This is a genomic window from Musicola paradisiaca NCPPB 2511, from assembly GCF_000400505.1.
Classification (GTDB): domain Bacteria; phylum Pseudomonadota; class Gammaproteobacteria; order Enterobacterales; family Enterobacteriaceae; genus Musicola; species Musicola paradisiaca.
Genome location: NZ_CM001857.1, coordinates 637,802 through 664,259 on the forward strand (window position 1 = coordinate 637,802; position 26,458 = coordinate 664,259).

At 54.4% G+C, this 26,458-nt stretch carries 22 protein-coding genes; 17 read left to right on the forward strand and 5 right to left on the reverse strand.

Annotated features, from left to right (window positions below; translation table 11 throughout):
- Positions 1 to 263: 263 nt before the first annotated feature.
- Positions 264 to 851 (forward strand): molybdopterin adenylyltransferase, encoded by a 588-nt coding sequence (gene mog, locus DPA2511_RS03005; protein WP_012764208.1) that lies wholly within the window; start codon positions 264 to 266, stop codon positions 849 to 851.
- Between the two features lie 128 nt (positions 852 to 979).
- Positions 980 to 2,293, forward strand: a complete 1,314-nt coding sequence (locus DPA2511_RS03010) for an MFS transporter (RefSeq protein ID WP_012764209.1) — start codon at positions 980 to 982, stop codon at positions 2,291 to 2,293.
- A gap of 177 nt (positions 2,294 to 2,470) precedes the next feature.
- Here the strand turns inward: DPA2511_RS03010 and satP are convergent, their stop codons facing one another.
- The gene (gene satP, locus DPA2511_RS03015; RefSeq protein WP_012764210.1) at positions 2,471 to 3,043 is read right to left on the reverse strand and encodes an acetate uptake transporter; all 573 of its coding nucleotides are present in this window, start codon (positions 3,041 to 3,043) and stop codon (positions 2,471 to 2,473) included.
- A gap of 333 nt (positions 3,044 to 3,376) precedes the next feature.
- Between satP and dnaK the strand changes: the two genes are divergently transcribed.
- The 4 genes from dnaK to nhaR all read left to right on the forward strand — a co-directional run bounded on the left by dnaK (position 3,377) and on the right by nhaR (position 9,049).
- Positions 3,377 to 5,296, forward strand: a complete 1,920-nt coding sequence (gene dnaK / locus DPA2511_RS03020) for a molecular chaperone DnaK (RefSeq protein ID WP_012764211.1) — start codon at positions 3,377 to 3,379, stop codon at positions 5,294 to 5,296.
- A gap of 110 nt (positions 5,297 to 5,406) precedes the next feature.
- On the forward strand, positions 5,407 to 6,540 hold the full coding sequence (gene dnaJ / locus DPA2511_RS03025; protein WP_012764212.1) for a molecular chaperone DnaJ: 1,134 nt from the start codon (positions 5,407 to 5,409) through the stop codon (positions 6,538 to 6,540).
- Positions 6,541 to 6,972: 432 nt separating this feature from the next.
- Positions 6,973 to 8,151 carry a Na+/H+ antiporter NhaA gene (gene nhaA / locus DPA2511_RS03030; protein ID WP_012764213.1) on the forward strand — a complete coding sequence of 393 codons (1,179 nt, stop codon included), beginning with the start codon at positions 6,973 to 6,975 and terminating at the stop codon, positions 8,149 to 8,151.
- 10 nt (positions 8,152 to 8,161) lie between these two features.
- Positions 8,162 to 9,049: a transcriptional activator NhaR gene (nhaR, locus tag DPA2511_RS03035; protein ID WP_012764214.1), complete on the forward strand. Its 888-nt coding sequence runs from the start codon at positions 8,162 to 8,164 to the stop codon at positions 9,047 to 9,049.
- 57 nt (positions 9,050 to 9,106) lie between these two features.
- Here nhaR and rpsT read toward each other — a convergent pair whose 3' ends face one another.
- The gene (gene rpsT / locus DPA2511_RS03040; RefSeq protein WP_012764215.1) at positions 9,107 to 9,370 is read right to left on the reverse strand and encodes a 30S ribosomal protein S20; all 264 of its coding nucleotides are present in this window, start codon (positions 9,368 to 9,370) and stop codon (positions 9,107 to 9,109) included.
- A 395-nt stretch (positions 9,371 to 9,765) separates the two neighbouring features.
- Here rpsT and ribF point away from each other — a divergent pair, with 395 nt between their 5' ends.
- The 8 genes from ribF (at position 9,766) to carB (ending at position 21,476) form a co-directional block, all read left to right on the forward strand.
- Positions 9,766 to 10,707: a bifunctional riboflavin kinase/FAD synthetase gene (ribF, locus tag DPA2511_RS03045; protein ID WP_012764216.1), complete on the forward strand. Its 942-nt coding sequence runs from the start codon at positions 9,766 to 9,768 to the stop codon at positions 10,705 to 10,707.
- A 32-nt stretch (positions 10,708 to 10,739) separates the two neighbouring features.
- Positions 10,740 to 13,562: an isoleucine--tRNA ligase gene (gene ileS, locus DPA2511_RS03050; RefSeq protein WP_012764217.1), complete on the forward strand. Its 2,823-nt coding sequence runs from the start codon at positions 10,740 to 10,742 to the stop codon at positions 13,560 to 13,562.
- Positions 13,562 to 14,068: a signal peptidase II gene (gene lspA / locus DPA2511_RS03055; RefSeq protein WP_012764218.1), complete on the forward strand. Its 507-nt coding sequence runs from the start codon at positions 13,562 to 13,564 to the stop codon at positions 14,066 to 14,068. The genes ileS and lspA overlap by 1 nt, the downstream gene beginning before the upstream one ends.
- A 3-nt stretch (positions 14,069 to 14,071) precedes the next feature.
- Entirely contained in the window at positions 14,072 to 14,530 is a 459-nt protein-coding gene (gene fkpB, locus DPA2511_RS03060; RefSeq protein WP_012764219.1) for an FKBP-type peptidyl-prolyl cis-trans isomerase, read from the forward strand.
- Entirely contained in the window at positions 14,527 to 15,477 is a 951-nt protein-coding gene (gene ispH, locus DPA2511_RS03065; RefSeq protein ID WP_012764220.1) for a 4-hydroxy-3-methylbut-2-enyl diphosphate reductase, read from the forward strand. Before fkpB ends, ispH begins: the two co-directional genes overlap by 4 nt.
- Before the next feature lie 259 nt (positions 15,478 to 15,736).
- On the forward strand, positions 15,737 to 16,558 hold the full coding sequence (gene dapB, locus DPA2511_RS03070; protein WP_012764221.1) for a 4-hydroxy-tetrahydrodipicolinate reductase: 822 nt from the start codon (positions 15,737 to 15,739) through the stop codon (positions 16,556 to 16,558).
- Between the two features lie 457 nt (positions 16,559 to 17,015).
- The gene (gene carA, locus DPA2511_RS03075; RefSeq protein WP_012764222.1) at positions 17,016 to 18,164 is read left to right on the forward strand and encodes a glutamine-hydrolyzing carbamoyl-phosphate synthase small subunit; all 1,149 of its coding nucleotides are present in this window, start codon (positions 17,016 to 17,018) and stop codon (positions 18,162 to 18,164) included.
- Positions 18,165 to 18,251: 87 nt separating this feature from the next.
- Positions 18,252 to 21,476: a carbamoyl-phosphate synthase large subunit gene (gene carB / locus DPA2511_RS03080; RefSeq protein WP_012764223.1), complete on the forward strand. Its 3,225-nt coding sequence runs from the start codon at positions 18,252 to 18,254 to the stop codon at positions 21,474 to 21,476.
- A gap of 74 nt (positions 21,477 to 21,550) precedes the next feature.
- On the opposite strand, the gene DPA2511_RS23635 is transcribed toward carB, so the two are convergent.
- Entirely contained in the window at positions 21,551 to 22,354 is an 804-nt protein-coding gene (locus DPA2511_RS23635) for a hypothetical protein (RefSeq protein WP_012764224.1), read from the reverse strand.
- A 327-nt stretch (positions 22,355 to 22,681) separates the two neighbouring features.
- Complete coding sequence (locus DPA2511_RS03090; RefSeq protein WP_023638132.1) at positions 22,682 to 23,296, reverse strand: LysE family translocator; 615 nt, start codon at positions 23,294 to 23,296, stop codon at positions 22,682 to 22,684.
- 162 nt (positions 23,297 to 23,458) lie between these two features.
- Between DPA2511_RS03090 and DPA2511_RS03095 the strand changes: the two genes are divergently transcribed.
- The 3 genes from DPA2511_RS03095 (at position 23,459) to folA (ending at position 25,559) form a co-directional block, all read left to right on the forward strand.
- On the forward strand, positions 23,459 to 24,235 hold the full coding sequence (locus DPA2511_RS03095; RefSeq protein WP_012764227.1) for a threonine/serine exporter family protein: 777 nt from the start codon (positions 23,459 to 23,461) through the stop codon (positions 24,233 to 24,235).
- Positions 24,226 to 24,696 carry a threonine/serine exporter gene (locus DPA2511_RS03100; RefSeq protein WP_012764228.1) on the forward strand — a complete coding sequence of 157 codons (471 nt, stop codon included), beginning with the start codon at positions 24,226 to 24,228 and terminating at the stop codon, positions 24,694 to 24,696. The genes DPA2511_RS03095 and DPA2511_RS03100 overlap by 10 nt, the downstream gene beginning before the upstream one ends.
- 368 nt (positions 24,697 to 25,064) lie before the next feature.
- On the forward strand, positions 25,065 to 25,559 hold the full coding sequence (folA, locus tag DPA2511_RS03105) for a type 3 dihydrofolate reductase (protein WP_153247128.1): 495 nt from the start codon (positions 25,065 to 25,067) through the stop codon (positions 25,557 to 25,559).
- A gap of 50 nt (positions 25,560 to 25,609) precedes the next feature.
- On the opposite strand, the gene apaH is transcribed toward folA, so the two are convergent.
- Complete coding sequence (gene apaH / locus DPA2511_RS03110; protein WP_012764230.1) at positions 25,610 to 26,452, reverse strand: bis(5'-nucleosyl)-tetraphosphatase (symmetrical) ApaH; 843 nt, start codon at positions 26,450 to 26,452, stop codon at positions 25,610 to 25,612.
- Positions 26,453 to 26,458 lie beyond the last annotated feature (6 nt).

The following is a 26,458-nucleotide window of genomic DNA, read 5'->3' on the forward strand; positions in this document are numbered from 1 at the left end:
TATTTTCAATTATTTTTCTGCGAACTGTATTTTTTGCCGCGTTCTGATGGTTAAGATCGCGTTCTTAATGAGTTATCGTCAACAGAACCATTTTTTTTATTTAATATCAGGTTATTAAATAAGTATTTTATGTGGGGATTTTGTGATCCTGATTGGCTTTCTGCGGTATCGCGCCTTGGGGTTGTCTCCATACTCTCTGAATATTCAGGGGCGATGAAGTTTTCCACCGAATTGCATACGTTTTTGGTAAAAGCGAGGTTGTTATGAACATGCTGCGTATTGGGTTGGTGTCCGTTTCCGATCGCGCGTCCAGCGGGATTTATCAAGACAAGGGAATTCCGGCATTGCAGGAATGGCTGGCCGAGGCGCTGACCACGCCGTTTGAGGTGGAAACCCGGCTGGTGCCCGACGAGCAGCCATTGATTGAGCAGACGCTTTGCGAGCTGGTGGATGAATGCGAGTGCCATCTGGTGTTGACCACCGGGGGAACAGGCCCGGCACGCCGTGATGTGACTCCGGATGCGACGTTGGCGGTAGCGGATCGTGAAATGCCGGGATTCGGCGAACAGATGCGCCAGATCAGCCTGCGCTTTGTGCCCACCGCCATTCTATCGCGGCAGGTCGGCGTGATTCGCAAACAGGCGCTGATTCTCAATCTGCCGGGGCAGCCCAAGTCCATTCGTGAAACCCTGTCCGGTCTGAAAGATGAACGCGGGCTGGTGGTTGTCCCCGGCATTTTTGCCAGTATTCCTTACTGTATCCAGCTCCTTGACGGGCCTTATGTAGAAACTAATACCGATGTGGTAGCAGCTTTTAGGCCCAAAAATGCTATTCGTGATATAAAAAACTGAAATTTTATCATCTCCGGTATAAGCGCCGCTCGTCGCTGGTGTATCAGAATTCTTCCGATATAGTAATGTTTACTTTACGGTGTTGTTTGAAATAATCCTCCCCTGATACTGGTGTTGTGCGGTGATTTATGGTTAACGAAAAAAATCGTCGGTTAAACCGGCATGATTACAAGACGCTCTCTCTGGCTGCGTTGGGCGGCGCGCTGGAGTTTTATGATTTCATCATCTTCGTCTTTTTTGCTGCGGTGCTCGGCGATCTTTTCTTTCCGACGGATATCCCCGATTGGTTACGGCAGGTTCAGACGTTCGGGATCTTCGCTGCCGGCTATCTGGCCCGGCCGCTTGGCGGGATCGTGATGGCGCATTTCGGCGATCTCGTCGGCCGCAAGAAAATGTTCAGCCTGAGTATTTTGTTGATGGCGCTGCCTACGCTGGGTATGGGGATGTTGCCGACCTATGCGTCGATCGGCATTGCCGCGCCGTTGCTCCTGCTGTTGATGCGAGTGCTGCAGGGCGCGGCGATCGGTGGCGAAGTGCCTGGGGCCTGGGTGTTTGTGTCGGAGCATGTGCCGCGTTCGCGCATCGGTATTGCATGCGGCACCCTGACGGCGGGGCTGACGCTGGGGATCCTGTTTGGCTCCATGATCGCGACGCTGCTTAATACGTCGTTGTCTCCGGCGCAGATTTCTGCCGGCGGCTGGCGGATACCTTTCTTTGTCGGCGGGATTTTCGGGCTGATCGCGTTGTATTTGCGTCGTTGGTTGCAGGAAACGCCGATATTCCAGGAAATGCAGGAACACAAGAAACTGGCCAGTGAACTGCCGCTTAAGATGGTGGTATTACGTCACAAGAAAGCCGTGCTGATTTCCATGTTGCTGACGTGGATGCTCTCTGCCGGCATTGTGGTGGTGATTTTAATGGCGCCGGTCTATCTGCAAAAATTGTTCGCCATTGCGCCGGCGTTGACGTTGCAGGCCAACAGTCTGGCGACCATTGCGCTGATGGCGGGGTGCATTACCGCCGGTCTGGCGGCGGATCGCTTTGGCATTGGCTATACGTTTATCGTCGGCAGCCTGCTGTTGGCTGCTTGCAGCTGGTTTTTTTACACCCATGCGGCGCAGAGTCATGAATTGCTGTTTATCAGTTATAGCATGGCGGGGTTCAGCGTCGGCGTGGTGGGAGCCGTTCCTTATGTCATGGTGCAGGCATTTCCTGCCACGGTGCGTTTCACCGGCATTTCCTTTTCTTATAATGTGTCTTACGCCATTTTTGGCGGTTTGACGCCGATATGTGTGACTTTGCTGATGAAGGTAACGCCGCTTGCGCCGGCATTTTATGTGTTGGCTCTCTGTGCGCTGGGCGTGCTGCTGGGCTTTTATCTGCGCAATGAAAGCCGTCAATCAGCGGTATCTGAACCGGCGAATTTCCCTGCCGGCGTATAATGCTTTCGAGGTGCGCCTTTGGGTGATAAGGCATAAAAAGAGGTTTCCTATGATGGGAAACCTCTTTTTGTTGTCAGTGTTAAACCACCTCCTCGGGAGGTGGTGATTGTTTTGTAGGCATTGCTCGCTCTCGATGATGAGGCTGCGAATAATGTCGACGTAACGAGCAACCGACGATTAATGCGCGCCGCGGGCGCCAATCGGCAGAATGGTGCGGCCGTACTGCTCGTTCAACACTTCCGCCATCGCCAGATAGATGGCGCTGGCGCCGCAGATGATGCCTTCGTAGCCAGCGAAAGTCAGCAGCGCATGGTTGCCGGTCATGTTGCCGACGGCCAGCAAGGCGAACAGCAGGGTCAGGCTGGCGAAGACAAACTGTAAGGCACGGTTGGCGCCCAGGGTGCCGAAGAACATGAACAGAGTGAACACGCCCCACAGACCCAGGAATACCCCCAGGAATTTAGCGTCGCTGGCTTCCGCCAGACCCATTTTGGGCAGCATCAGAATGGCGACCAGTGTCAGCCAAAAAGCGCCGTAAGACGTGAAAGCCGTAACGCCGAAGGTGTTGCCCTTTTTGTATTCCAGCATGCCGGCCAGAATTTGGGCGATGCCGCCGTAGAAAATCCCCATGCTCAGAATAATGGATGTGAGCGGAAAAAAGCCTGCGTTATGCAGGTTTAAAAGAATAGTGGTCATCCCGAAGCCCATCAGTCCCAGCGGACCGGGATTCGCCAACGTTTTTGCTTGCATAAATCCTCTGCAGTAAACAAGTAATAAAGATGTTGTGTAACCGTGCCGTTCCGGCCGGGCGCCGCCTCTTTTGGCTGCGGGCGCGGCATCATAGCGGGAGGGGACAAATGGCACAATCGGACAGGAAGCGAATAATTTGATCGAAAAGGGGAGTGGATGCAGTTTTTTTGGTGAATGCCCCTTGATGCCGGAATTGTCGTCCCCATCTTAGACTCATCGAAAATGGTTTAACCGGAAAATTAGACTACTTCGGGGTGTTGAAAAGCAGAATTCCGCCCGCATAGTTAGGTTGAACTACCACACCGGATATGACTTTTAAGTGGAGATGTTTAGATGGGTAAGATTATTGGTATCGACTTGGGTACAACCAACTCTTGTGTAGCGATTATGGACGGTACGCAGGTCAAAGTGCTGGAAAACAGCGAAGGCGACCGTACTACGCCTTCCATCATTGCCTATACGCAGGATGGTGAAACTCTGGTTGGCCAACCGGCTAAACGTCAGGCGGTGACTAACCCGAAAAACACGCTGTTTGCTATCAAACGTTTGATTGGCCGCCGCTTCCAGGATGAAGAAGTGCAGCGCGACACCAATATTATGCCGTATCGCATCATCCCGGCTGATAATGGTGATGCCTGGGTTGAGGTCAAAGATCAGAAGTTGGCCCCGCCGCAGATTTCCGCTGAAGTGCTGAAAAAAATGAAGAAGACCGCCGAGGATTATCTGGGCGAAGCTGTGACCGAAGCGGTTATCACTGTTCCGGCTTATTTCAACGATGCTCAGCGCCAGGCGACTAAAGACGCCGGTCGTATCGCCGGTCTGGAAGTGAAACGCATCATCAACGAACCGACCGCCGCAGCGCTGGCTTACGGTCTGGACAAAGGCGTGGGCAACCGCACCATCGCTGTTTATGACCTGGGTGGCGGTACTTTTGATATCTCCATCATCGAAATCGATGATGTCGACGGCGAAAAAACGTTCGAAGTGTTGGCCACCAACGGTGATACCCACCTGGGCGGTGAAGACTTCGACAGCCGGATGATCAATTACCTGGTTGATGAATTCAAGAAAGAGCAGGGTTTTGACCTGCGTAATGACCCGCTGGCGATGCAGCGTCTGAAAGAAGCGGCAGAGAAAGCGAAAATTGAACTGTCTTCCGCGCAGCAGACGGATGTCAACCTGCCGTACATCACTGCCGATGCTACCGGGCCGAAACACCTGAATATTAAAGTGACTCGCGCCAAACTGGAGTCGCTGGTGGAGGAACTGGTGGTTCGCTCACTGGAACCGCTGAAAGTGGCGTTGCAGGATGCCGGCCTGTCCGTATCCGAAATCCAGGACGTTATTTTGGTGGGCGGTCAGACTCGTATGCCGCTGGTTCAGAAGAAAGTCGCCGATTTCTTCGGCAAAGAGCCGCGTAAAGACGTTAACCCGGACGAAGCTGTGGCGATTGGCGCGGCGGTGCAGGGCGGCGTGCTGGCTGGTGATGTGAAGGACGTGCTGTTGCTGGACGTGACTCCGTTGTCTCTGGGGATCGAAACCATGGGTGGCGTGATGACGCCGCTGATCACCAAGAACACCACGATTCCGACCAAACACAGCCAGGTGTTCTCTACGGCGGAAGATAATCAATCTGCGGTAACTATTCATGTACTGCAGGGCGAACGTAAACGTGCGCACGATAACAAATCTCTGGGTCAGTTCAATCTGGACGGTATCCAGCCGGCGCCGCGCGGTATGCCGCAGATCGAAGTCACCTTCGACATCGACGCCGACGGTATCCTGCATGTTTCCGCCAAGGACAAAAACAGCGGTCGCGAACAGAAAATCACCATCAAGGCTTCTTCCGGCTTGAATGAGGATGAAATCCAGAAGATGGTGCGTGATGCCGAGGCGAATGCTGAAGCAGATCGTAAATTCGAAGAACTGGTACAGGCGCGCAACCAGGGCGATCACCTGTTGCACAGTACCCGTAAGCAGTTGGAAGAGTCCGGCGACAAGCTAGCCGCCAGTGATAAGACGGCTATCGAAGAAGCTCTGAAGGCGCTGGAAGCTGCGTTGAAGGCTGAAGACAAAGCGGATATTGAAGCGAAGATCCAGACGTTGGCTCAGGCTTCCACCAAATTGCTGGAAGCGGCTCAGGCTCAGCAGCAGGCTCAAGCTGGTGCGGGCGCCGCAGGCGCTGACAACGCTGCCCGTCAGGATGATGATGTGGTCGATGCCGAGTTCGAAGAAGTTAAAGACAAGAAATAATCGCCCTTAGGCGGGCGCAGCCACCTCAGTTTGCTGTGGAGGCTGGCAACCAGCACGGGCGTTGAGGAAACTCTGCGCCCGTGCACGCATGTTGAGGGCAGGAAAAAAGCATGGCCAAGCAAGACTACTACGAAATTCTGGGTGTTGCGAAAGGCGCCGACGAGCGCGAGATTAAAAAGGCTTATAAACGGCTGGCGATGAAGTATCACCCGGATCGTAATCCGGGCGATAAAGAGGCGGAAGCCAAATTCAAGGAAGTCAAAGAAGCCTATGAAATTTTGACCGATGCTCAGAAACGTGCCGCCTATGACCAGTATGGGCACGCTGCGTTTGAGCAAGGCGGTATGGGTGGCGGCGGAGCGGGTGGTTTCGGCGGCGCTGATTTCGGCGATATCTTTGGCGATGTATTCGGCGATATTTTCGGCGGAGGCCGTCGCCAGCGTGCCAGCCGCGGTGCCGACTTGCGTTACACCATGGAACTGACGCTGGAAGAGGCAGTGCGCGGCGTCACTAAAGAGATCCGTATCCCGACGTTGCAGGAGTGCGATGCCTGCCATGGCAGCGGCGCTAAACCGGGTAGTAGTCCGGTGACGTGTCCCACCTGTCACGGTAATGGACAGGTGCAGATGCGCCAGGGTTTTTTCACCGTGCAGCAAACCTGTCCGCACTGTCATGGTCGCGGCAAGATCATCAAGGATCCTTGCACTAAGTGTCATGGTCATGGGCGGGTCGAGAAGAGCAAAACGCTGTCGGTCAAGATTCCTGCTGGCGTAGATACTGGTGACCGTATCCGTCTGGCGGGTGAAGGCGAAGCCGGAGAGTTCGGTGCGCCGGCGGGCGATCTGTATGTTCAGGTTCAGGTCAGGCAGCATCCAATTTTTCAGCGTGAAGACAACAACCTGTATTGCGAAGTGCCGATCAACTTTGCTATGGCGGCGCTTGGCGGCGAAATCGAAGTACCGACGCTGGATGGCCGCGTTATGCTCAAGGTGCCACCGGAAACCCAGACCGGTAAACTGTTCCGGATGAGAGGCAAAGGGGTGAAATCGGTACGCGGCGGGGCGCAGGGAGATCTGCTGTGCCGTGTTGTGGTTGAGACACCGGTCAACCTGAGCGATCGCCAGAAGCAACTGCTGCAGGAATTGCAGGAAAGCTTTGGCGGGCCGACAGGGGAAGGCAACAGTCCTCGCTCCAAAAGTTTCTTTGACGGCGTGAAAAAGTTTTTTGACGATTTGACTCGCTGAGCGTCTCTCATCGGTAAAAACCGGCCAGCTCCCAAAACCGGTTCATGAGATTGAGGGTTTATCCGCACCCTGTTAGCCACACGCTGACGGGGTGTTTTCTTTTGAAAGTCGAGAGCCATCATGTGTGCTCTTGTACCCGGTTCGATTCCCTTCAGGGTTATGGCTGCGCAAACAATGGTGATGGGGCGATCAACTCAACCGGCCTGTAAACGCCCAGTTTCAGCACGTATCTTCGCATTCCTTATTGTTGCTCGACGCTAAACGTCGTTTAAAACATGGCCGACGTTTTGTCCCCCTGGTTAATCTGATGTGATAATTCGGTTTTACCGAGTATTAATCCAGATTTAAACTGCTTTTAACGATCTTTTCTGGCGCTTACTCTTGTCCCGATGTCAGCGAGCTTTACCTGCAAAATGGGAAGGAGAGAAGATAATGATTGGAGTGTTCAGGCGTTTCATCCATCTGGAGGCCGCGGCCGGTATTATCCTGATTGTGGCAACACTACTGGCGCTATTCATCGCCAACCTGCCGGCTACGGTTTCCCTGTACCATGCGTTTTTGGCGATCCCGGTTTCATTACGTATTGCGGCATTGGAGATCGATAAGCCGTTGCTGTTGTGGATCAACGATGGCTTGATGGCGATTTTTTTTCTGCTGGTGGGGTTGGAGGTTAAGCGCGAACTGTTATCCGGCTCTTTGGCCAGCAGGCGCCAGGCGTTGCTTCCTATTGCTGCGGCAGTCGGCGGGATGTTGGTGCCTGCGCTCTTGTTTCTGGTGTTTAACTTTCAGGACGCAACAACCCGTTCCGGGTGGGCGATTCCTGCTGCGACGGACATCGCCTTTGCGGTCGGTATTCTGGCGTTATTGGGAAAACGTGTCCCTGTTGGTTTGAAAGTGTTTCTGCTGGCGCTGGCCATTATTGATGATTTGGGCGCCATTCTGATTATTGCGCTGTTCTATACTCAACAGCTTTACTGGCCTGCGCTGGTTTGTGCCCTGGCAGCGATACTGGTGCTTGTTTACCTACACCATCAACAAGTGATGAAAACATCGCTTTACCTGTTGATCGGGATCATCTTGTGGGTGTGTGTGTTGAAATCGGGCATACATGCCACGCTGGCTGGTGTGATCGTCGGTTTTTTCATTCCTTTGCGTTCGCCAACCGGGGGGGTATCTCCTGCTAAAACGTTGGAACATGGACTGGAGGTGTGGGTTTCAATGATGGTAATACCCGTTTTCGCTTTTGCTAATGCGGGCATTGAGCTGAAGGGGATTGCGTTGTCGCAACTGGCCGCGCCACTTACATGGGGGATCGGCGCCGGGTTGTTGTTGGGCAAGCCATTGGGGATCACGTTGTTCAGTTGGCTGGTGATTCGCACCAGGCTAGCGGTGCTTCCATCTGGCGTCGATTTTCGCCAGGTTATGGCAGTATCCTTGTTGTGTGGCATTGGTTTTACCATGTCGATATTTATTACATTGCTGGCATTTGGCGAGGTGAATGGCGACGTTATTCTGTATGCCAAGCTGGCGATTCTGCTGACGTCTTTTGCCGCAGCCGTTCTGGGATTTCTGGCATTGCGTGCGGTGTTGCCGGCGGCGCAGTGGCAATAAGAGAAAAGTCATGCTGCACATTAATTTCAATCATCTCTATTATTTTTGGCATGTATGTAAGGCAGGCTCCGTTTCCAGGGCTTCGGCGCTGCTTTTTCTAACGCCGCAAACTATCACTGGCCAGATCAAAGCACTTGAAGAACGGCTACAGGGAAAACTGCTTAAGCGCAAGGGGCGAGGGATCGAGCCGACGGAACTGGGACAGCTGGTGTTTCGCTACGCCGACCGTATGTTTGTGCTGGGCCAGGAGATGCTGGATATCGTTAATTACCGTAAGGATGCGAGTCTGCTGTTTGATGTCGGGGTGGCGGATGCGCTGTCCAAACGGCTGGTAAGTCGGGTGCTGGACACCGTGGTGACGGAGCAACAGATGCGGCTGCGCTGTTTCGAGTCAACGCATGAAATGCTGCTGGAACAACTGGGCCAGCACAAATTGGATATGATTGTGTCGGATTGTCCCATCGACTCCAGCCAGCAGGCCGGGTTGTTTTCTCGCAAACTCGGAGAATGCAGCGTCAGTTTTTATTGTCGCCGTCCAGCGCCGACATCGCCGTTCCCCGAGTGTCTGGAGCAACGTCGGTTGCTGATCCCCGGCAGGCGTACCATGCTCGGCCGCAAGCTGCTTAACTGGCTAAGCGAGCAGCATTTGCACGTCGCGATCATGGGGGAATTTGATGATGCCGCATTGATGACCGCATTTGGCATCAATCATGACGCCATTTTTGTTGCACCGTCTCTCTATGCGCGTGACGTTTATGCGCAAGGCGATATTGTCGAGCTGGGCAGGCTGACTCATGTGCAGGACGAATATTATGTGATTTTTGCTGAGCGGATGATCCAGCATCCTGCGGTGCAGCGGGTCTGCAACACGGATTTCTCGCCCTTGTTTCAGGAATAGAGGACACAAAAAAACCGGCCTAAGCCGGTTTCTTCAGCAGTATTCACGAAAATGTGATTACTGCAGCGCGTTGATCTGAGCGATCAGTCTGGATTTATGACGCGCAGCCTTGTTTTTGTGGATCAGACCTTTGCTAGCCTGACGATCCACGATCGGTTGCATGTCATTAAACGCTTTCTGCGCAGTTTCTTTGTCGCCAGTCGCGATGGCAGCCTGAACTTTCTTGATGAAAGTACGCATCATGGAGCGACGGCTCGCGTTGTGCTTACGGCGCTTTTCAGACTGTACGGCGCGTTTCTTAGCTGATTTGATATTAGCCAAGGTCCAACTCCCAAATATATTCTATCGAGGACAATTCAAAGGCCGAGGAATATGCCCTTTTAGCCTTCTTTTGTCAATGGATTTGTGCAAATAAGCGCCGTTTGTACGTCAGCGCTTGTTACGTTGTGATGGCGCAGGATTCTATCAGCTTAGACGCGGGGAATACAGTCTTTCGCGTCATAAATTCGACCGTTTCGGCCTGATGGATATTCCTCCGCCGATTTGCTGCGGGATCCTGCGGTGTCGGGCTGTTGATATCGACGGCAACATGAAAACGCCTAAGTGTTCGGCGAGGCGGAAATCCATTGTTCTGACACGAAAAGGCATCAATCGCGGGTTAACCTTGTCCGTTGTACAAGGTATAATCCGCCGATTTCCACTGTTTTGAGCCAGTTATGCAGCTAATACGCGGTATACACAATCTTCAGGCACGCCATTATGGCTGTGTGCTTACTATTGGCAATTTTGACGGTGTCCACCGCGGACATCAGATGCTGCTAGAACGTCTGAAACAGGAAGGACGCGCCCGTGGGTTGCCGGTGATGGTGATGATTTTCGAGCCGCAGCCGCTGGAACTGTTTGCTGGGGAAAAATCCCCGGCTCGCCTGACCCGGTTAAGGGATAAAGTGAAGTATCTGGCGCAGGCCGGCGTTGATTACCTGCTGTGCGTCGAATTCGACGATACGTTCGCCGCCAACCATGCCAGCACATTCATTTCCGACCTGTTGGTGGCGAAACTGGGGGTGCGTTTTTTGGTCGTCGGTGATGACTTCCGCTTCGGTGCTGGTCGCGTAGGGGATTTCCTGTTATTACAGAAAGCCGGTGCCGAGCAGGAGTTCGACGTTATCAGCACCGCAACGTTTTGCAACGGCGGCAAGCGCGTCAGCAGCACTGCGGTGCGCGAGGCGTTGATGCGGGACGACCTGGTGTTGGCCGAAGCGTTGCTGGGGCATCCATTCAGTATCTCCGGGCGTGTTGTGCATGGTAACGAACTCGGGCGGACTATCGGTTTCCCCACCGCCAATCTACCGCTTAAGCGTCAGGTTTCTCCGGTAAGCGGTGTATATGCCGTCAGCGTGTACGGCTTGGGGGAGCATCCGCTACCTGGTGTCGCCAATATTGGCACACGCCCTACCGTGACCGGAGATCGGCGCCAGCAGCTGGAAGTCCATTTACTGGACGTGACGATGGATCTCTATGGTCGACATATCGACGTGGTAATGCGTAAAAAATTACGCAATGAACAGCGGTTTGCTTCGCTGGATGCGTTGAAGCAGCAAATCGCCAATGATGTGGTGGCAGCCCGTGCGTTTTTTGGGTTGAAGACACCGGTTTAATTTCTCTAGCCGAAAACGAAATCGAGAAGCGAATGAGTGACTATAAAACTACCCTGAATTTGCCGGAAACAGGGTTCCCGATGCGTGGCGATCTCGCCAAGCGTGAACCTGACATGCTGAAACGTTGGTATGAGCAGGATCTGTACGGGATTATTCGTAGCGCCAAGAAAGGTAAGAAAACCTTTATTCTGCATGACGGCCCGCCGTATGCGAACGGCAATATTCATATTGGTCACTCGGTCAACAAGATTCTCAAAGATATTATTATCAAATCCAAGGGCTTGTCCGGGTATGACTCTCCTTATATCCCTGGTTGGGATTGCCACGGTTTGCCGATTGAACTCAAAGTAGAGCAGTTGGTCGGCAAGCCGGGTGAGAAAGTGAGCGCGGCACAGTTCCGTGAAGCTTGCCGTCAGTATGCCGCCGAGCAGGTCGCCGGGCAGAAAAAAGATTTCATCCGCCTTGGCGTGCTGGGTGATTGGGATCGCCCCTACCTGACGATGGATTTCAAGACCGAGGCCAACATCATTCGTGCGCTCGGTCGTATCATCGAAAACGGCCATCTGCACAAAGGTGCCAAGCCGGTGCACTGGTGCGCCGACTGCGGCTCCGCACTGGCGGAAGCGGAAGTGGAGTATTACGACAAAACTTCCCCGGCGATTGATGTCGCGTTCAACGCGGTCGATCGTGCGGCGGTGCTGGCGAAATTTGGCCTGACTGCCGATGCGGTAAACGGTGATGTGGCGCTGGTTATCTGGACCACCACCCCCTGGACGCTACCTGCCAACCGCGCCATTGCGCTGAATGCGGAATTTGATTATGTGCTGGTTCAACTGGCTGATCGCGCCATCGTCGTGGCGGAAGGATTGGCTGAAGGCGCAGCGCAGCGCATCGCCGGCGGTGAGGCATGCCGCGTGGGAAATACGGTCAAAGGCAGCGATCTGGAACTGATGCGGTTCCGTCATCCGTTTATGGATTTCGACGTGCCGGCGATTCTGGGCGATCACGTTACGCTGGAAGCGGGAACCGGGGCGGTACATACCGCCGGTGGTCATGGCCCGGACGACTATGTCATCAGCCAGAAATATCAGTTGGAAATCGCCAACCCGGTCGGGCCGAACGGCTGCTATCTGCCGGGCACCTTCCCAGATCTGGACGGCTTGTTCGTGTTCAAAGCCAACGACAAGATTGTCGAACTACTGCGTGAGCGCGGCGCGCTGCTGCATGACGAGAAATTGCAGCACAGTTACCCGTGCTGCTGGCGTCACAAGTCGCCGATTATATTCCGTGCCACGCCGCAGTGGTTCGTCAGCATGGATCAGAAAGGGCTGCGCAAGCAGTCACTGTCCGAAATCAAAGGCGTACAGTGGATTCCGGATTGGGGGCAAGCGCGTATTGAAGCCATGGTCGCCAACCGTCCTGACTGGTGTATTTCCCGTCAGCGAACCTGGGGCGTGCCAATGGCGCTGTTCGTTCACAAGGAAACGCAAGCGTTGCATCCACGTACTGGAGAACTGATTGAAGCAGTCGCTAAGCGTGTTGAAGATGCAGGCATTCAGGCATGGTGGGATCTGGATCCGGCGGAATTGCTGGGCGTGGAAGCGTCCGTGTACGAAAAAGTGCCGGATACGCTGGATGTCTGGTTCGACTCTGGATCGACGCACGCTTCTGTGGTGGATGTCCGTCCCGAGTTTGCAGGCCATGCTGCCGACATGTACCTGGAAGGCTCCGACCAGCATCGTGGTTGGTTCATGTCTTCGCTGATGATCGCTACGGCGATCAAAGGTAAAGCTCCGTACCGTCAGGTTCTGACCCACGGGTTCACCGTGGATGGTCAAGGGCGGAAGATGTCTAAATCCATCGGCAACACTATTGCGCCTCAGGATGTGATGGACAAAATGGGCGCCGATATTCTGCGCCTGTGGATTGGGTCGACCGATTATTCCGGCGACATCGCCGTGTCCGATGAGATCCTCAAACGTTCCGCCGATGCCTATCGTCGTATTCGCAATACGGCGCGTTTCTTGCTGGCTAACCTGAATGGGTTCGACCCTGCCTTGCATACGGTGAAACCCGAAGACATGGTGGTGCTGGATCGTTGGGCGGTCGGTTGTGCCAAAGCCGCGCAGGAAGAGATCGTCGAGGCTTATGAAAGTTATGATTTTCATCGCGTGGTTCAACGCCTAATGCAGTTCTGTTCCGTCGAGATGGGATCTTTTTATCTGGATATCATCAAGGATCGTCAGTACACGGCGAAAAGCGATGGCGTTGCGCGTCGCAGCTGCCAGACGGCGTTGTTCCACATCGCGGAAGCCTTGGTGCGCTGGATGGCGCCGATTCTGTCCTTCACCGCTGACGAGATCTGGGGGTATCTGCCGGGTAAACGCGCCCAGTATGTCTTCACCGAAGAGTGGTATGACGGTTTGTTCGGCCTGGATGCAAAGGAAAGCATGAATGAAACTTTCTGGGCTGAAATGCTGAGAGTACGCAGTGAAGTCAACAAGGTGATCGAGCAGGCGCGTAATGACAAACATATCGGTAGTTCGCTGGAGGCTGCCGTTACGCTATATGCCGATAACGCGCTGTATGCGCATCTCGGTCAGTTGCAGTCCGAACTGCATTTCGCTTTGTTGACCTCCAGAGCGCGTGTCGAACGTTATGAGAATGCGCCGGCCAATGCTCAGCAGAGTGAATTGTCGGGGCTGAAAGTTGTCCTTACTAAGGCTGACGGGGAGAAATGCCCGCGTTGTTGGCATTATGAAACGGATATCGGCAGCGATGCCGCGCATCCGGAAGTGTGTGGTCGCTGCGCGACTAACATCGGCGGCAATGGCGAAGAGCGTAAATTTGTCTGATGAGTAAATCGACTGGAGCAACGGGGCTGCGCTGGCTATGGCTGGCGCTGGTCATCCTGGTAGTGGATCTGGGGACTAAACAGTGGGTGATGACCCACTTTCAATTGGGCGAATCGTTGCCGCTGATCCCTTTCTTTAGCTTTACCTACGCCCACAACTATGGTGCGGCTTTCAGCTTTCTGGCTGATAAAGGCGGCTGGCAGCGCTGGTTCTTTGCGCTGATTGCCTTTGCAGTCATCATATCGTTGCTGGTGATTATGTATCGCACCAGAGCCAGTCAAAAGGCGGCCAATATTGCCTATGCGCTGATTATCGGCGGGGCGATCGGTAATCTCTCCGATCGCTTGATTCATGGTTATGTAATTGATTTTATGGATTTTTTTATAGGTAACTGGCACTACCCAACATTTAACCTTGCCGATTGTGCCATCGTCATCGGCGCGTTTCTGGTTGTGGTAGAGAGTTTTTTCAGTTCCCCGGACAAAAAAACGGCGTCAGGTGAGTAACCTATGACTCAACAAGTGGTTAGCGATAGCGCCGTACTGGTTCATTTTATCCTGACGCTGGAAGACGGATCCGTAGCGGAGGCAACCCGTGAAAGCGGCAAACCCGCTTTGTTCCGCCTGGGGGACGGCAGTCTTTCTCCTGTGCTTGAGCAGCAACTGCTAGGGCTGCGCGTTGGGGAACGGCGCCAGTTTTCCCTGCCGCCGGAATCGGCTTTCGGGCACTCGAATCCTGATCTGATCCAGTTTTTTCTGCGGCGTGATTTTGCCGAGACCGGGGTGCCGGATGTGGGCACCATCATGTTATTCAGCGGCATCGGGGGCAACGATATGGCAGGCGTAATTCGCGAGGTGGCGGAAGAGTCCGTGACGGTGGATTTCAATCACCCGCTGGCCGGTCATACTGTCGCCTTCGATATTGAAGTGCTGAGCATCGATCCCCCCGCGGCAGGAGAAGACGCATGAAGATCTTGCTGGCAAACCCACGCGGGTTCTGCGCTGGCGTTGACCGCGCCATCAGTATTGTGGAACGTGCGTTGGAGGTTTACGGCGCACCTATCTATGTGCGTCATGAAGTGGTGCATAACCGCTATGTGGTGGATGGGCTGCGGGAACGCGGCGCCATTTTTATTGAGCAGATCGATGAAGTACCGGACGGCGCGATTCTGATTTTTTCCGCCCACGGCGTTTCTCAGGCGGTGCGCGCGGAAGCACGTAATCGCGATCTGACGGTATTTGACGCCACTTGCCCACTCGTCACCAAGGTACATATGGAAGTGGCGCGCGCCAGTCGAAAAGGTATGGAAGCGATTCTGATTGGCCATGCCGGGCACCCCGAGGTAGAAGGAACTATGGGGCAGTACAGCAATCCGAAAGGTGGCATGTATCTGGTCGAGGGGCCGGACGATGTCTGGTCACTGCAAGTGAAAAATGAAACCAATTTGTGCTTCATGACCCAGACTACGCTGTCGGTGGACGATACCTCGGCGGTGATTGATGCGCTGCGGGCGCGTTTCCCGCAGATTATCGGGCCGCGCAAGGATGATATCTGCTATGCCACGACCAATCGTCAGGAGGCGGTACGCAATCTGGCCCAGGAGGCTGATGTGGTCTTGGTGGTCGGGTCAAAAAATTCGTCCAACTCCAACCGGCTGGCAGAACTGGCGCAGCGTGTCGGCAAGCCGTCCTACCTCATTGATTCGGCAGATGATATTCAGGAGTCCTGGTTCAGTCGCACCGCGTGCGTCGGTGTGACGGCCGGCGCATCAGCTCCCGATGTGTTGGTGCAGCAGGTCGTGAAACGGCTGCAAGGCATGGGCGGGCAGATTGCGTTGGAGATGCAGGGGCGCGAAGAGAGCATCGTCTTTGAGGTGCCGAAAGAATTGCGGGTTGAGGTTCGACAGGTCGAATGAAGGCCAATCATCAGCGGCAGTCGTGAGGCTGCCGTTTTTCTATCTTTTCCGTCCGGCGACCGGATGCATAAAAACTGCATGTTTATGCGCTGTCTATTTTCTATCCCACACGCTTCCTGCCATCCCTTTCTCTGATGCCTGCCGTAGCCTGACATAATTTTCTAATCATGCGAGAAATCTGCTGGCAACCGCTTAGCCGGCTCAGTTACCCTGATACGCATTTGTATCATGCCTGAAATCACTATAAGAGAGCGTAAACATGAAGGATTCATCGATCCGTATTGCGGTTGCCGGTGCGGGCGGCCGTATGGGCCGTCAACTGATCCAGGCGGTGTCAAATGCCGAAGGCGCGGTGCTGGGCGCGGCGTTGGAGCGCCAGGGGTCGTCACTGGTGGGCAGCGATGCTGGCGAACTGGCCGGGTTGGGAAAACTGAACGTTACGGTGTCAGACAGCCTGGAGGCGGTGAAAGATGATTTTGATGTGCTGATTGATTTTACCCGTCCGGAAGGAACGCTGGCTCATCTGGCGTTTTGTCGTCAGCATGCCAAGGCGATGATCATCGGGACTACCGGGTTCGACGATGCCGGGAAGACCGCCATTCAGCAGGCATCAGCGGAGATCGGCATTGTGTTTGCCGCCAACTTCAGTGTGGGGGTAAACCTGCTGCTGAAACTGTTGGAAAAAGCGGCCAAGGTCATGGGCGATTACACGGATATTGAAATCATCGAGGCGCACCATCGTCACAAAGTGGATGCGCCGTCGGGAACCGCATTGGCGATGGGGGAAGCCATCGCCGATGCGTTGGGCCGTGACCTGAAAGAGTGCGCCGTCTATGCACGCGAGGGATACACCGGTGAACGTGATCCGAAAAGCATCGGTTTTGCCACGGTTCGCGCCGGAGATATCGTTGGTGAGCATACTGCGATGTTTGTAGATATCGGCGAGCGTATCGAAATAACCCACAAGGCTTCAAGTCGCATGACTTTTGCAAATGGTGCAGTCAGAGCTTCTATATGGTTAAAAGCTCATAATAAGGGGCTTTTTGATATGAGAGATGTGCTTGGATTAGATAATCTCTAATTGCGATAGGATAGTGTGTTTAAATAACGTATTGATTTTTAATGGCGCTAATGTTTGCGCCATTATTTTTATATATAAATAGCGGTTATTTGATGTTTTTTGATTTTAATCCCACTATTTTCATATTTACTGGTATTTTCAACACGGTTCATCTCCTTCCTATAACGCTTTTTATCCTTGTTGGCGTATTTACATCCACTTTTTGACTCATCCTGCCTGGCAACCGTTTACTTACATCAATTGATATGTGTTTTCTCCGCTCTAAGCCGTGTATACGGCATCAAGGCGGTAAAAAGGGATAATTTTTTGGTGTTTCAGTAGACAAGTATCGGGGGCATCATTAAAATGCGCGCAATTTGCCGAAAATTTGCCTTACAGGTGGTTTTTGCGTTGATTTAGATCGTTAAATCTGAATTAATATGCAAATAACGTGATTGTTTATTCCTTGGAGGGTGTTTTGATTAAGTCAGCGCTATTGGTTCTGGAAGACGGAACCCAGTTCCACGGTCGGGCCATCGGGGCGGAAGGTGCGGCAGTGGGGGAAGTGGTCTTCAATACATCAATGACCGGTTATCAAGAAATCCTCACTGATCCTTCCTATTCCCGCCAGATTGTCACTCTTACTTATCCCCATATCGGTAACGTTGGCGCCAATAATGCCGATGAAGAATCCCCCGCTATTCACGCTCAAGGCTTGGTCATCCGCGATTTGCCCCTGATTGCCAGCAACTATCGCAGTGAAGAGAGCCTGTCGGATTACCTCAAGCGTCACAATATTGTGGCGATAGCCGATATTGATACCCGCAAACTGACTCGTTTACTGCGTGAAAAAGGTGCGCAGAACGGTTGTATCATTGCGGGCGACGCGCCGGATGCGGCGCTGGCGTTGGAAAAAGCCAAAGCCTTTCCGGGATTGAAAGGCATGGATCTCGCTAAAGAAGTCACGACCCGTGAAAGCTACCCCTGGCTGCAAGGCAGTTGGACGTTGCAAGGCGAACTGCCGCCGGCCAAAGCGGAAGATGAACTGCCGTTCCATGTGGTGGCTTATGACTACGGTGTGAAGCGTAATATCCTGCGCATGCTGGTAGATCGCGGTTGTCGTCTGACGGTCGTTCCGGCGACAACGCCGGCGGATGACGTGCTGAAACTCAATCCGGACGGGATTTTCCTCTCCAACGGCCCCGGTGATCCGGAGCCCTGCGATTATGCCATCGCCGCTATCAAGGCGTTTCTGGCAACCGATATTCCGGTATTCGGCATCTGTCTGGGCCACCAATTGCTGGCGCTGGCCAGTGGCGCCAAAACCGTCAAGATGAAGTTCGGCCACCACGGCGGCAACCATCCGGTTAAAGATCTGGACGGCAACCGGGTGATGATCACTGCCCAAAACCACGGGTTCGCGGTCGATGAAACGTCTCTGCCCGCGACGCTGCGCGCGACGCACAAGTCGCTGTTTGATGGTTCGCTGCAGGGCCTTCACCGTACCGACAAACCGGCATTCAGCTTCCAGGGGCATCCTGAAGCCAGCCCCGGCCCGCATGACGCCGCGCCGCTGTTCGATCACTTCATCGAGCTGATTGAGTCTTATCGTAGCCATACCAAATAATCAGAATCCGTTTAGTCACGCTGCGATATAAGCACAGGGCGCAAGCGCCAACGCGGCGGTGAGTAAACGGGTTTGCAGGAGCGAGAAATGCCAAAACGTACAGACATAAAAAGTATCCTGATTCTTGGCGCCGGCCCGATTGTGATCGGTCAGGCGTGCGAATTTGACTACTCCGGCGCCCAGGCGTGTAAGGCGCTGCGTGAAGAAGGCTACCGTGTGATTCTGGTGAACTCCAACCCGGCCACGATCATGACCGACCCGGAGATGGCGGACGCCACCTACATTGAGCCGATTCACTGGGAAGTGGTGCGCAAGATTATCGAAAAAGAACGCCCGGATGCGGTGCTGCCGACGATGGGCGGCCAGACGGCGCTGAACTGTGCGCTGGAGCTGGAACGTCAGGGCGTGCTGGCGGAATTCGGCGTGACCATGATCGGCGCTACTGCCGATGCGATTGATAAAGCGGAAGATCGTCGCCGGTTCGACATCGCGATGAAAAAAATCGGGCTGGAAACCGCCCGTTCCGGCATCGCGCATACGATGGACGAAGCGCTGGCGGTTGCTGCGGATGTCGGCTACCCGTGCATTATCCGCCCGTCATTTACGATGGGCGGCACCGGCGGCGGTATTGCGTACAACCGTGAAGAGTTCGAAGAAATCTGCGCGCGTGGCCTGGATCTGTCACCGACCAACGAATTGTTGATCGACGAATCGCTGATCGGCTGGAAAGAGTATGAAATGGAAGTGGTGCGGGATAAAAACGACAACTGCATCATCGTCTGCTCGATTGAAAACCTTGACGCCATGGGGATCCACACCGGCGACTCCATTACGGTAGCGCCCGCCCAGACCCTGACCGACAAGGAATACCAGATCATGCGTAACGCCTCGATGGCGGTACTGCGTGAAATCGGCGTGGAAACCGGCGGTTCTAACGTACAGTTCGCGGTGAACCCGAAAACCGGTCGCCTGATTGTCATCGAAATGAACCCGCGCGTGTCCCGTTCTTCGGCGTTGGCGTCCAAAGCGACCGGCTTCCCGATCGCTAAGATCGCCGCCAAGCTGGCGGTCGGTTATACGCTGGACGAGCTGATGAACGACATCACCGGCGGCCGTACTCCGGCGTCTTTTGAGCCCTCAATCGATTACGTGGTCACTAAGATCCCGCGTTTCAACTTCGAAAAATTCGCCGGCGCCAACGATCGCCTGACCACGCAGATGAAATCGGTGGGTGAAGTGATGGCGATCGGCCGCACCCAGCAGGAATCGTTGCAGAAAGCGCTGCGTGGGCTGGAAGTCGGCGCAACGGGTTTCGATCCGAAAGTGAGCCTGGACGATCCGGAAGCATTGACCAAAATCCGCCGTGAACTGAAAGATGCAGGCGGCGAGCGTATCTGGTATCTGGCAGATGCGTTCCGTGCCGGTATGTCTGTCGACGGCGTGTTCAACCTGACCAACATTGATCGTTGGTTCCTGGTGCAGATTGAAGAGCTGGTTCGTCTGGAAGAGCAGGTTTCCGAGCTGGGCGCCAACGGCCTGACGTCGGAATTTCTGCGTCTGTTAAAGCGCAAAGGTTTCGCCGATGCCCGCCTGGCTAAACTGGCCGGGGTGTCCGAAGGTGAGATTCGCAAACTGCGCGCCAAATACAACCTGCATCCGGTTTATAAGCGTGTGGATACCTGTGCCGCGGAATTCGCTACCGATACCGCCTACCTGTACTCCACTTATGATGAAGAGTGCGAAGCGAATCCGAATCATGATCGCGACAAGATTATGGTGCTGGGCGGTGGGCCGAACCGCATCGGTCAGGGTATTGAGTTCGACTACTGCTGCGTGCATGCGGCGCTGGCGTTGCGTGAAGATGGTTATGAAACCATCATGGTCAACTGTAACCCGGAAACGGTGTCCACGGATTACGATACGTCCGACCGTCTTTACTTCGAGCCGGTCACGCTGGAAGACGTGCTGGAAATTGTACGTGTTGAGCAGCCGAAGGGCGTCATCGTGCAATACGGCGGCCAAACGCCGCTGAAATTGGCCCGTCAGCTTGAAGCCGCCGGGGTGCCGGTGATCGGCACCAGCCCGGACGCCATCGACCGGGCTGAAGACCGCGAACGTTTCCAGCAGGCGGTTAATCGTCTGTCGCTGAAACAGCCGGCCAACGCCACCGTTTCCACCATCGATCAGGCCGTGGAGAAAGCGGCAGCCATCGGTTATCCGCTGGTGGTGCGTCCGTCTTACGTGCTGGGTGGCCGCGCGATGGAAATCGTGTACGACGAAGTCGACCTGCGGCGCTACTTCCAGACGGCGGTCAGCGTATCTAATGATGCGCCGGTGCTGTTGGATCGTTTCCTGGACGATGCGGTGGAAGTGGATGTGGACGCTATCTGCGACGGTGAACGTGTGCTGATTGGCGGTATTATGGAGCATATCGAGCAGGCTGGCGTGCATTCCGGCGACTCAGCCTGTTCGCTGCCGGCTTACACCCTGAGCAAGGAAATTCAGGATGTGATGCGTCAGCAGGTGGAAAAACTGGCGTTCGAACTGTCCGTCCGCGGCCTGATGAACGTGCAGTTTGCGGTGAAAGATAACGAAGTTTACCTGATTGAGGTGAACCCCCGCGCCGCGCGTACCGTACCGTTCGTCTCCAAGGCGACCGGCGTGCCGTTGGCGAAGGTCGCAGCCCGAGTGATGGTGGGTAAAACGCTGGCCGCGCAGGGCGTTACTAAAGAAGTGATTCCGCCTTACTACTCGGTGAAGGAAGTGGTGCTGCCGTTCAACAAGTTCCCTGGCGTCGACCCGATTCTGGGGCCTGAAATGCGTTCCACCGGTGAAGTGATGGGGGTTGGCCGGACGTTTGCGGAAGCTTTCGCCAAGGCGATGTTAGGCAGCAATTCACCGATGAAGAAAATCGGCCGGGCGTTGTTGTCAGTGAGAGAGGGCGATAAGGCGCGGGTCGTCGATCTGGCGGCCAAGCTGCTCAAGCATGGTTTCGAGCTGGATGCGACCCACGGAACGGCGATTGTACTGGGCGAAGCCGGCATTAATCCCCGGTTAGTGAATAAGGTGCACGAAGGGCGTCCGCACATTCAGGATCGCATCAAGAATGGCGAGTATACCTACATCGTGAACACCACTGCGGGCCGCCAGGCGATTGAAGACTCCAAGCTGATTCGCCGCAGCGCGTTGCAGTACAAGGTGCACTACGACACCACGATGAACGGCGGCTTTGCCACGGCGATGTCGCTGAATGCCGACCCGACCGAGCAGGTGATCTCCGTACAGGAGATGCATGCCCGCATTCGTGGGTAACGGCACTCGCTGCTGATGAAGAGCCGGTCGGTTTGCACTGACCGGCTTTTTTTTATGGGTATGAATGGCCGCTTTTAATGCGCGGAGGAGGTGGTCTGCGTGGTAATAGCGCCGATTTGTTGCGCTGATATGCTCCACCCTAATAAACGTTCAAATAGCTCGGAAAGTTGGCTGTCGGTTAAATGGACAGAGATCGATGAGGTTGTTTTACTCTCCTCTTCCGCGATCCTTGTTTGCAACTGGATGGGGTAATCCAGCGGATACTGTACTCGTTCCATTTTGGGTAGCTCTTGATAGTGGCGTAGAACTTCTTTAAAGAAATTCGGTGTCTTGCCGGTGGCGTTGTATTCATTCATTGCCATCGCACACACACGTACACGCCACGCCTGTTCCTGATCGTAAGCCTCCGACCAGGCTGCCCGCCGCTCATTAACGGTAAATGTTCCGCTATCGTCATAGGTGATGAGCGCTAACTGCTCACGGGATAATCCCCTGAATGGGTTGGTGCCTTTTCGATTCACGAAGTCGGTTGCCTGCTGGGCGCGAGCCAGCAGATCAGGGTCGTCAGTGTTGGGGAGCTCGCTGTCGTTACGCTTCTTGTGGCGATCATAATCACTGCCGATCAACTGCTCGATCGTCTCCTGTGCCTGCTTTGCCAGAGATTGATAACCCTGGGTCGAATCCCGTATGGCTGCCCGTGCTGCGGCAGCAGACAATTGAAGCGCCAGCGTTGAAATCTCGCGGTTAGTCGACGGCGTGCTGTGAGTGGCGTCATTGAGCGCGGTGCGATTTTCTGCGCTGGCATGCGTGCCTGAAGTTGACGCGCTATGTAGATTGTCATTGGTTTGTTGTGTGACACGGTTATTGATGGTCGTCATCCGAAACTCCGGTTATTGGCTGCCGTGATAGAGACCGATCTCGTATTCGCTCAGGTATCGCGGTAGAAACTTGCAGGGATGCTGCCTTTTCATCGTGGCATTTCCCTGATCCTGGCGGTTTCGCCAGAGGTTGCTTGTTACAAAGACAAAAAACGGCATAGAGTGAGCCTGGCTCAATTAATAAATAGCGACAATATTTTCGATTTATTTACTGTTTAATTGCTATTTTTTTAATTTTTTGGCGCGAAGTAACGCAGGGGGAGGAAGTCAGGAGAACGGCGAGAAAGAGAAACCCTGCCGAAAACCGGCAGGGCAGCGGGTTGAGCGTTAACTCAACGCAACCTTGATGCCCAGCGTGATGAGTACGCCGCCCAGCACTTTGTCGAGCAGCGTTTGGGCCTTAGTCATGCCGCGCCGCACGGGTTCACTCTGAATCAGGATGACCAGTAGCGGCCACCAGCACAGCGTCAGCCCCCAGATGATCCCGGCGTACCACAGCTTTTCGCCGAAGCTGGAATCAAGGTTCAACACCTGAGTGAAAATAGCCAGAAAGAATAGCGTGGCCTTGGGGTTGAGCAGGTTACAGAGATAACCCTGCATGAAGGCGTTGCGCAGGCTGACGCTCTGGCGCGGCAGGCCGGCGATATTCAATTTTCCGCTGCCGCGAGCGCGCAGCGCCTGAATGCCTAGCCAAATCAAATAAACCGCACCGACATATTTCAGCAGGCTGAACAGCCATGGCGTGGTGGTGATCACGACAGCCAGGCCGGCAACACAGTAAGCCATATGGGTAGCGACGCCGCAGATGACGCCTGCTGCCGTCATCATGGCGGCCAGACGGGGGTAACGCGCGGCGTTTTTTATCACCAGAAAAAAGTCCGGGCCGGGAGAAAGCATCCCCAGCATGGCGATGGTGGCAACAAATAAAGAAGTCTCAAGCATGATGTATTCAGTATGGCAATCAAAGAACGGGCAAAAAAACGTGGGCATAATAGCGCCGATGGCATGCTTTCGCACCATCAATAACGAGAATTGATTGTTAATAAACTTATAAAAGCCATATATATAGTGGTTGTATTCAGGAACAGGGTCAGGAACGTAAATATGGTATGTGAGACCACGCAGCAGAGGGATATCACCCGGCTGTGTATTCAGTGTGCGCTACTGCTGCTGCAGCATGGTGCTGAAAGTATGGTTGTTGAGCAGTTGTCGTCCCGTCTGGGCGTAGCGCTGGGTGTGGATAGCGTGGAAAGCTCCATTTCCGCTAATGCGATCGTATTAACCACGATTATGCAGGAACATTGCCTGACCTCCACCCGTAAAAACGTGGATCGCGGCATCAATATGCATGTGGTGACGGAAGTTCAGCATGTGGTGATCATGGCCGAGCACCGGTTGCTGGATGTCGACGGCGTGGCGCGTCGATTCGGTAAAATCAAGCCGCTGCGTTATCCGCGTTGGCTGATGGTGACTGTCGTGGCGTTGTCATGTGGGTGTTTCAGTCGGCTGAATGGCGGCGGCTGGGATGCGTTTCTGGTGACGGTGATTGCCAGCGGGATGGCAATGTATGTGCGGCAGATGTTGACCGCGCGCCATCTGAATCCCTTGATCAATTTCTGCATTACGGCGTTTGTCGCCACTTCGGCTTCCGGCTTGCTGATGCGTCTACCGGGGTTGGAGCATGCGTCAACCGTGTCGATGGCGGCCAGCGTGTTGTTGCTGGTGCCAGGGTTCCCGCTGATCAATGCGGTGGCGGATATGTTTAAAGGGCATGTGAATACCGGTCTGGCGCGCTGGGCGATGGCCAGCCTGCTGACGCTGGCGACCTGTATCGGCGTGGTGACGGCGATGGCGCTATGGGGGCTGCACGGATGGTCATAGAGCTGATTGATGCGCTGGTGCAGGATATGGTGCTGGCTGCCGTGCCGGCGCTGGGGTTCGCCATGGTCTTCAACGTACCGATCAAAGCGTTGCCTTATTGTGCGTTGCTGGGCGGCATTGGCCACGGTTGCCGTTTTTTGATGGTTCATTTCGGCTTCCATATCGAATGGGCGTCTTTTGTGGCGTCCATCCTTATCGGTGTTATCGGTATTCGTTGGTCTCGCTGGTTGCTGGCTCATCCCAAAGTGTTCACGGTGGCCGCTGTTATCCCGATGTTCCCCGGCATTCCGGCTTATACGGCGATGATTTCGGTAGTGCAACTGTCGCATCTGGGGTACAGCGAGGCGCTGATGCAGGTATTGATTACTAATTTTCTTAAAGCCAGTTTTATCGTGGGCGCGCTGTCTATCGGGTTATCGTTGCCCGGTATCTGGATTTATCGCAAGCGGCCCGGCGTATGAGTTTGCCGCGGCCGGCGCGGCGCGGGGCTCTGTCATCGGAATAAATCGCCCCGCGTTGGCGGCTGGGGCGCCGTTGCGCCAGGCCTGACGGCGCTCCAGCCTGTCTCGGCAGGTGCGAAAACCTGAAATATACCCGACACTCGACGAGAGATGAGCACCGGGTTCGCGTCTTAAATGACAGGCAGGTTGCCTTGATGGACGGGGTATAGGCTTTCTTTGGGATGGTGCGCGTCTGTCCACATTTGCTGACACTTCGCTCAGCTGTCGGATCTCTCTTATATTATGGCCGTCACAGGTCGTCATATCGACGTTCGCCCAGGCTTTCCGTATAGTGGCACCAATTTTTCAGCCTGCAGGGTTTTACCATGATGATTAGTTTGATTGCCGCACTGGCGGTGGATCGGGTTATCGGTAAGGAGAATGCTATGCCGTGGCATTTACCGGCCGATCTGGCATGGTTCAAGCGTAATACGCTGAACAAGCCGGTAATTATGGGGCGTCATACCTACCGCTCGATTGGCAAGCCGTTACCGGGACGACTGAATATCGTGGTGAGCAGCCAGCCGGGCGACGACGAGAGGGTGATCTGGGCCGCATCGCTGGATGAAGCCTTACTGGCGGCGGGCGACGTGGAAGAAGTCATGGTGATTGGCGGCGGCAAGGTTTACCAGCAAATGTTGCCGAAAGCGGGTCGTCTTTACCTGACACATATTGATGCGGAAGTGGAAGGGGATACGCACTTTCCGGAATATGAGCCGGACGAATGGGTATCGATATTCAGCGAGTTCCACGACGCGGATGAGCACAATTCCCACAGTTACTGCTTCGAAATTCTGGACCGTCGTGAGTGTGGCGCGATGTGACGAGGAGGCGCGGCTTCCTGCGCGCCCGATCACGGCTTCGCCGGTGGTGTTTACCCGGCGGCCATGGCTTCTCTGTCAGGCGCTATCAGTGATGGCTGGCTGAAATAGCTTTTATCTTCCCAGCGCAGCAGCGTTAGCGATCCTCCCCAACAACAACCGGTATCCAGCGCATAGATGCCGGCTGGCGTTCCCTGACCTTCCAATGATGCCCAATGACCGAATGCCACGGCATAGCCCGCGGGTAGTTGGCTGGGTAAATTAAACCAGGGTTTCAACAACATCGGTGCCTGAGAGGGCGCCTCTTTGCACAACATATCCAGTTGACCGCCAGAGAAACAGTAGCGCATGCGGGTGAACACGTTGGTACTGAAACGCAAACGCGGCAACCCGCTCAATTCGGGGCTCCAGTGATTGGGCATATCGCCGTACATCGCATTGAGAAATAACGGATAGCTATCGCTGGCAAGGATGGATTCCACTTCTCTGGCGCATATTCTGGCGGTTTCCAGATCCCATTGCGGCGTGATGCCTGCGTGGGTCATCACCAGTTTCAGATCGTCGTCCACCTGCAGGATCGGCTGGCGACGCAGCCAATTGATCAGTTCATCCACATCCGGCGCCGCCAGCAGCGTCTCCAGCCGGTCTTTAGGCTTTCTGCGACTGATGCCTGCATAGACCGCCAACAGGTGCAGATCATGGTTGCCCAGCACCATTCTAACCGCCGGCCCCAGGGAACGAACGTAACGCAGCACACCGAGAGAATCCGGCCCACGGGCAACCAGATCGCCTGTTAGCCACAGGGTATCCTGTTCCGGATCGAAGGAAACTTGCGCCAAAAGCGACTCAAACTCAGCCAGACAACCGTGGATGTCGCCAACAAGATAGGTAGCCATAATGTC

Coding starts and splice junctions, on each gene's coding strand:
- DPA2511_RS03090 (WP_023638132.1), bottom strand. CDS start 23,296: ATGCTTGAGACTTCTTTATTTGTTGCCACCATCGCCATGCTGGGGATG.
- carB (WP_012764223.1), top strand. CDS start 18,252: ATGCCAAAACGTACAGACATAAAAAGTATCCTGATTCTTGGCGCCGGC.
- nhaR (WP_012764214.1), top strand. CDS start 8,162: ATGCTGCACATTAATTTCAATCATCTCTATTATTTTTGGCATGTATGT.
- apaH (WP_012764230.1), bottom strand. CDS start 26,452: ATGGCTACCTATCTTGTTGGCGACATCCACGGTTGTCTGGCTGAGTTT.
- ileS (WP_012764217.1), top strand. CDS start 10,740: ATGAGTGACTATAAAACTACCCTGAATTTGCCGGAAACAGGGTTCCCG.
- satP (WP_012764210.1), bottom strand. CDS start 3,043: ATGCAAGCAAAAACGTTGGCGAATCCCGGTCCGCTGGGACTGATGGGC.
- DPA2511_RS03095 (WP_012764227.1), top strand. CDS start 23,459: ATGGTATGTGAGACCACGCAGCAGAGGGATATCACCCGGCTGTGTATT.
- mog (WP_012764208.1), top strand. CDS start 264: ATGAACATGCTGCGTATTGGGTTGGTGTCCGTTTCCGATCGCGCGTCC.
- nhaA (WP_012764213.1), top strand. CDS start 6,973: ATGATTGGAGTGTTCAGGCGTTTCATCCATCTGGAGGCCGCGGCCGGT.
- dnaK (WP_012764211.1), top strand. CDS start 3,377: ATGGGTAAGATTATTGGTATCGACTTGGGTACAACCAACTCTTGTGTA.
- ispH (WP_012764220.1), top strand. CDS start 14,527: ATGAAGATCTTGCTGGCAAACCCACGCGGGTTCTGCGCTGGCGTTGAC.
- fkpB (WP_012764219.1), top strand. CDS start 14,072: ATGACTCAACAAGTGGTTAGCGATAGCGCCGTACTGGTTCATTTTATC.
- DPA2511_RS23635 (WP_012764224.1), bottom strand. CDS start 22,354: ATGACGACCATCAATAACCGTGTCACACAACAAACCAATGACAATCTA.
- lspA (WP_012764218.1), top strand. CDS start 13,562: ATGAGTAAATCGACTGGAGCAACGGGGCTGCGCTGGCTATGGCTGGCG.
- dnaJ (WP_012764212.1), top strand. CDS start 5,407: ATGGCCAAGCAAGACTACTACGAAATTCTGGGTGTTGCGAAAGGCGCC.
- DPA2511_RS03100 (WP_012764228.1), top strand. CDS start 24,226: ATGGTCATAGAGCTGATTGATGCGCTGGTGCAGGATATGGTGCTGGCT.
- ribF (WP_012764216.1), top strand. CDS start 9,766: ATGCAGCTAATACGCGGTATACACAATCTTCAGGCACGCCATTATGGC.
- folA (WP_153247128.1), top strand. CDS start 25,065: ATGATTAGTTTGATTGCCGCACTGGCGGTGGATCGGGTTATCGGTAAG.
- dapB (WP_012764221.1), top strand. CDS start 15,737: ATGAAGGATTCATCGATCCGTATTGCGGTTGCCGGTGCGGGCGGCCGT.
- DPA2511_RS03010 (WP_012764209.1), top strand. CDS start 980: ATGGTTAACGAAAAAAATCGTCGGTTAAACCGGCATGATTACAAGACG.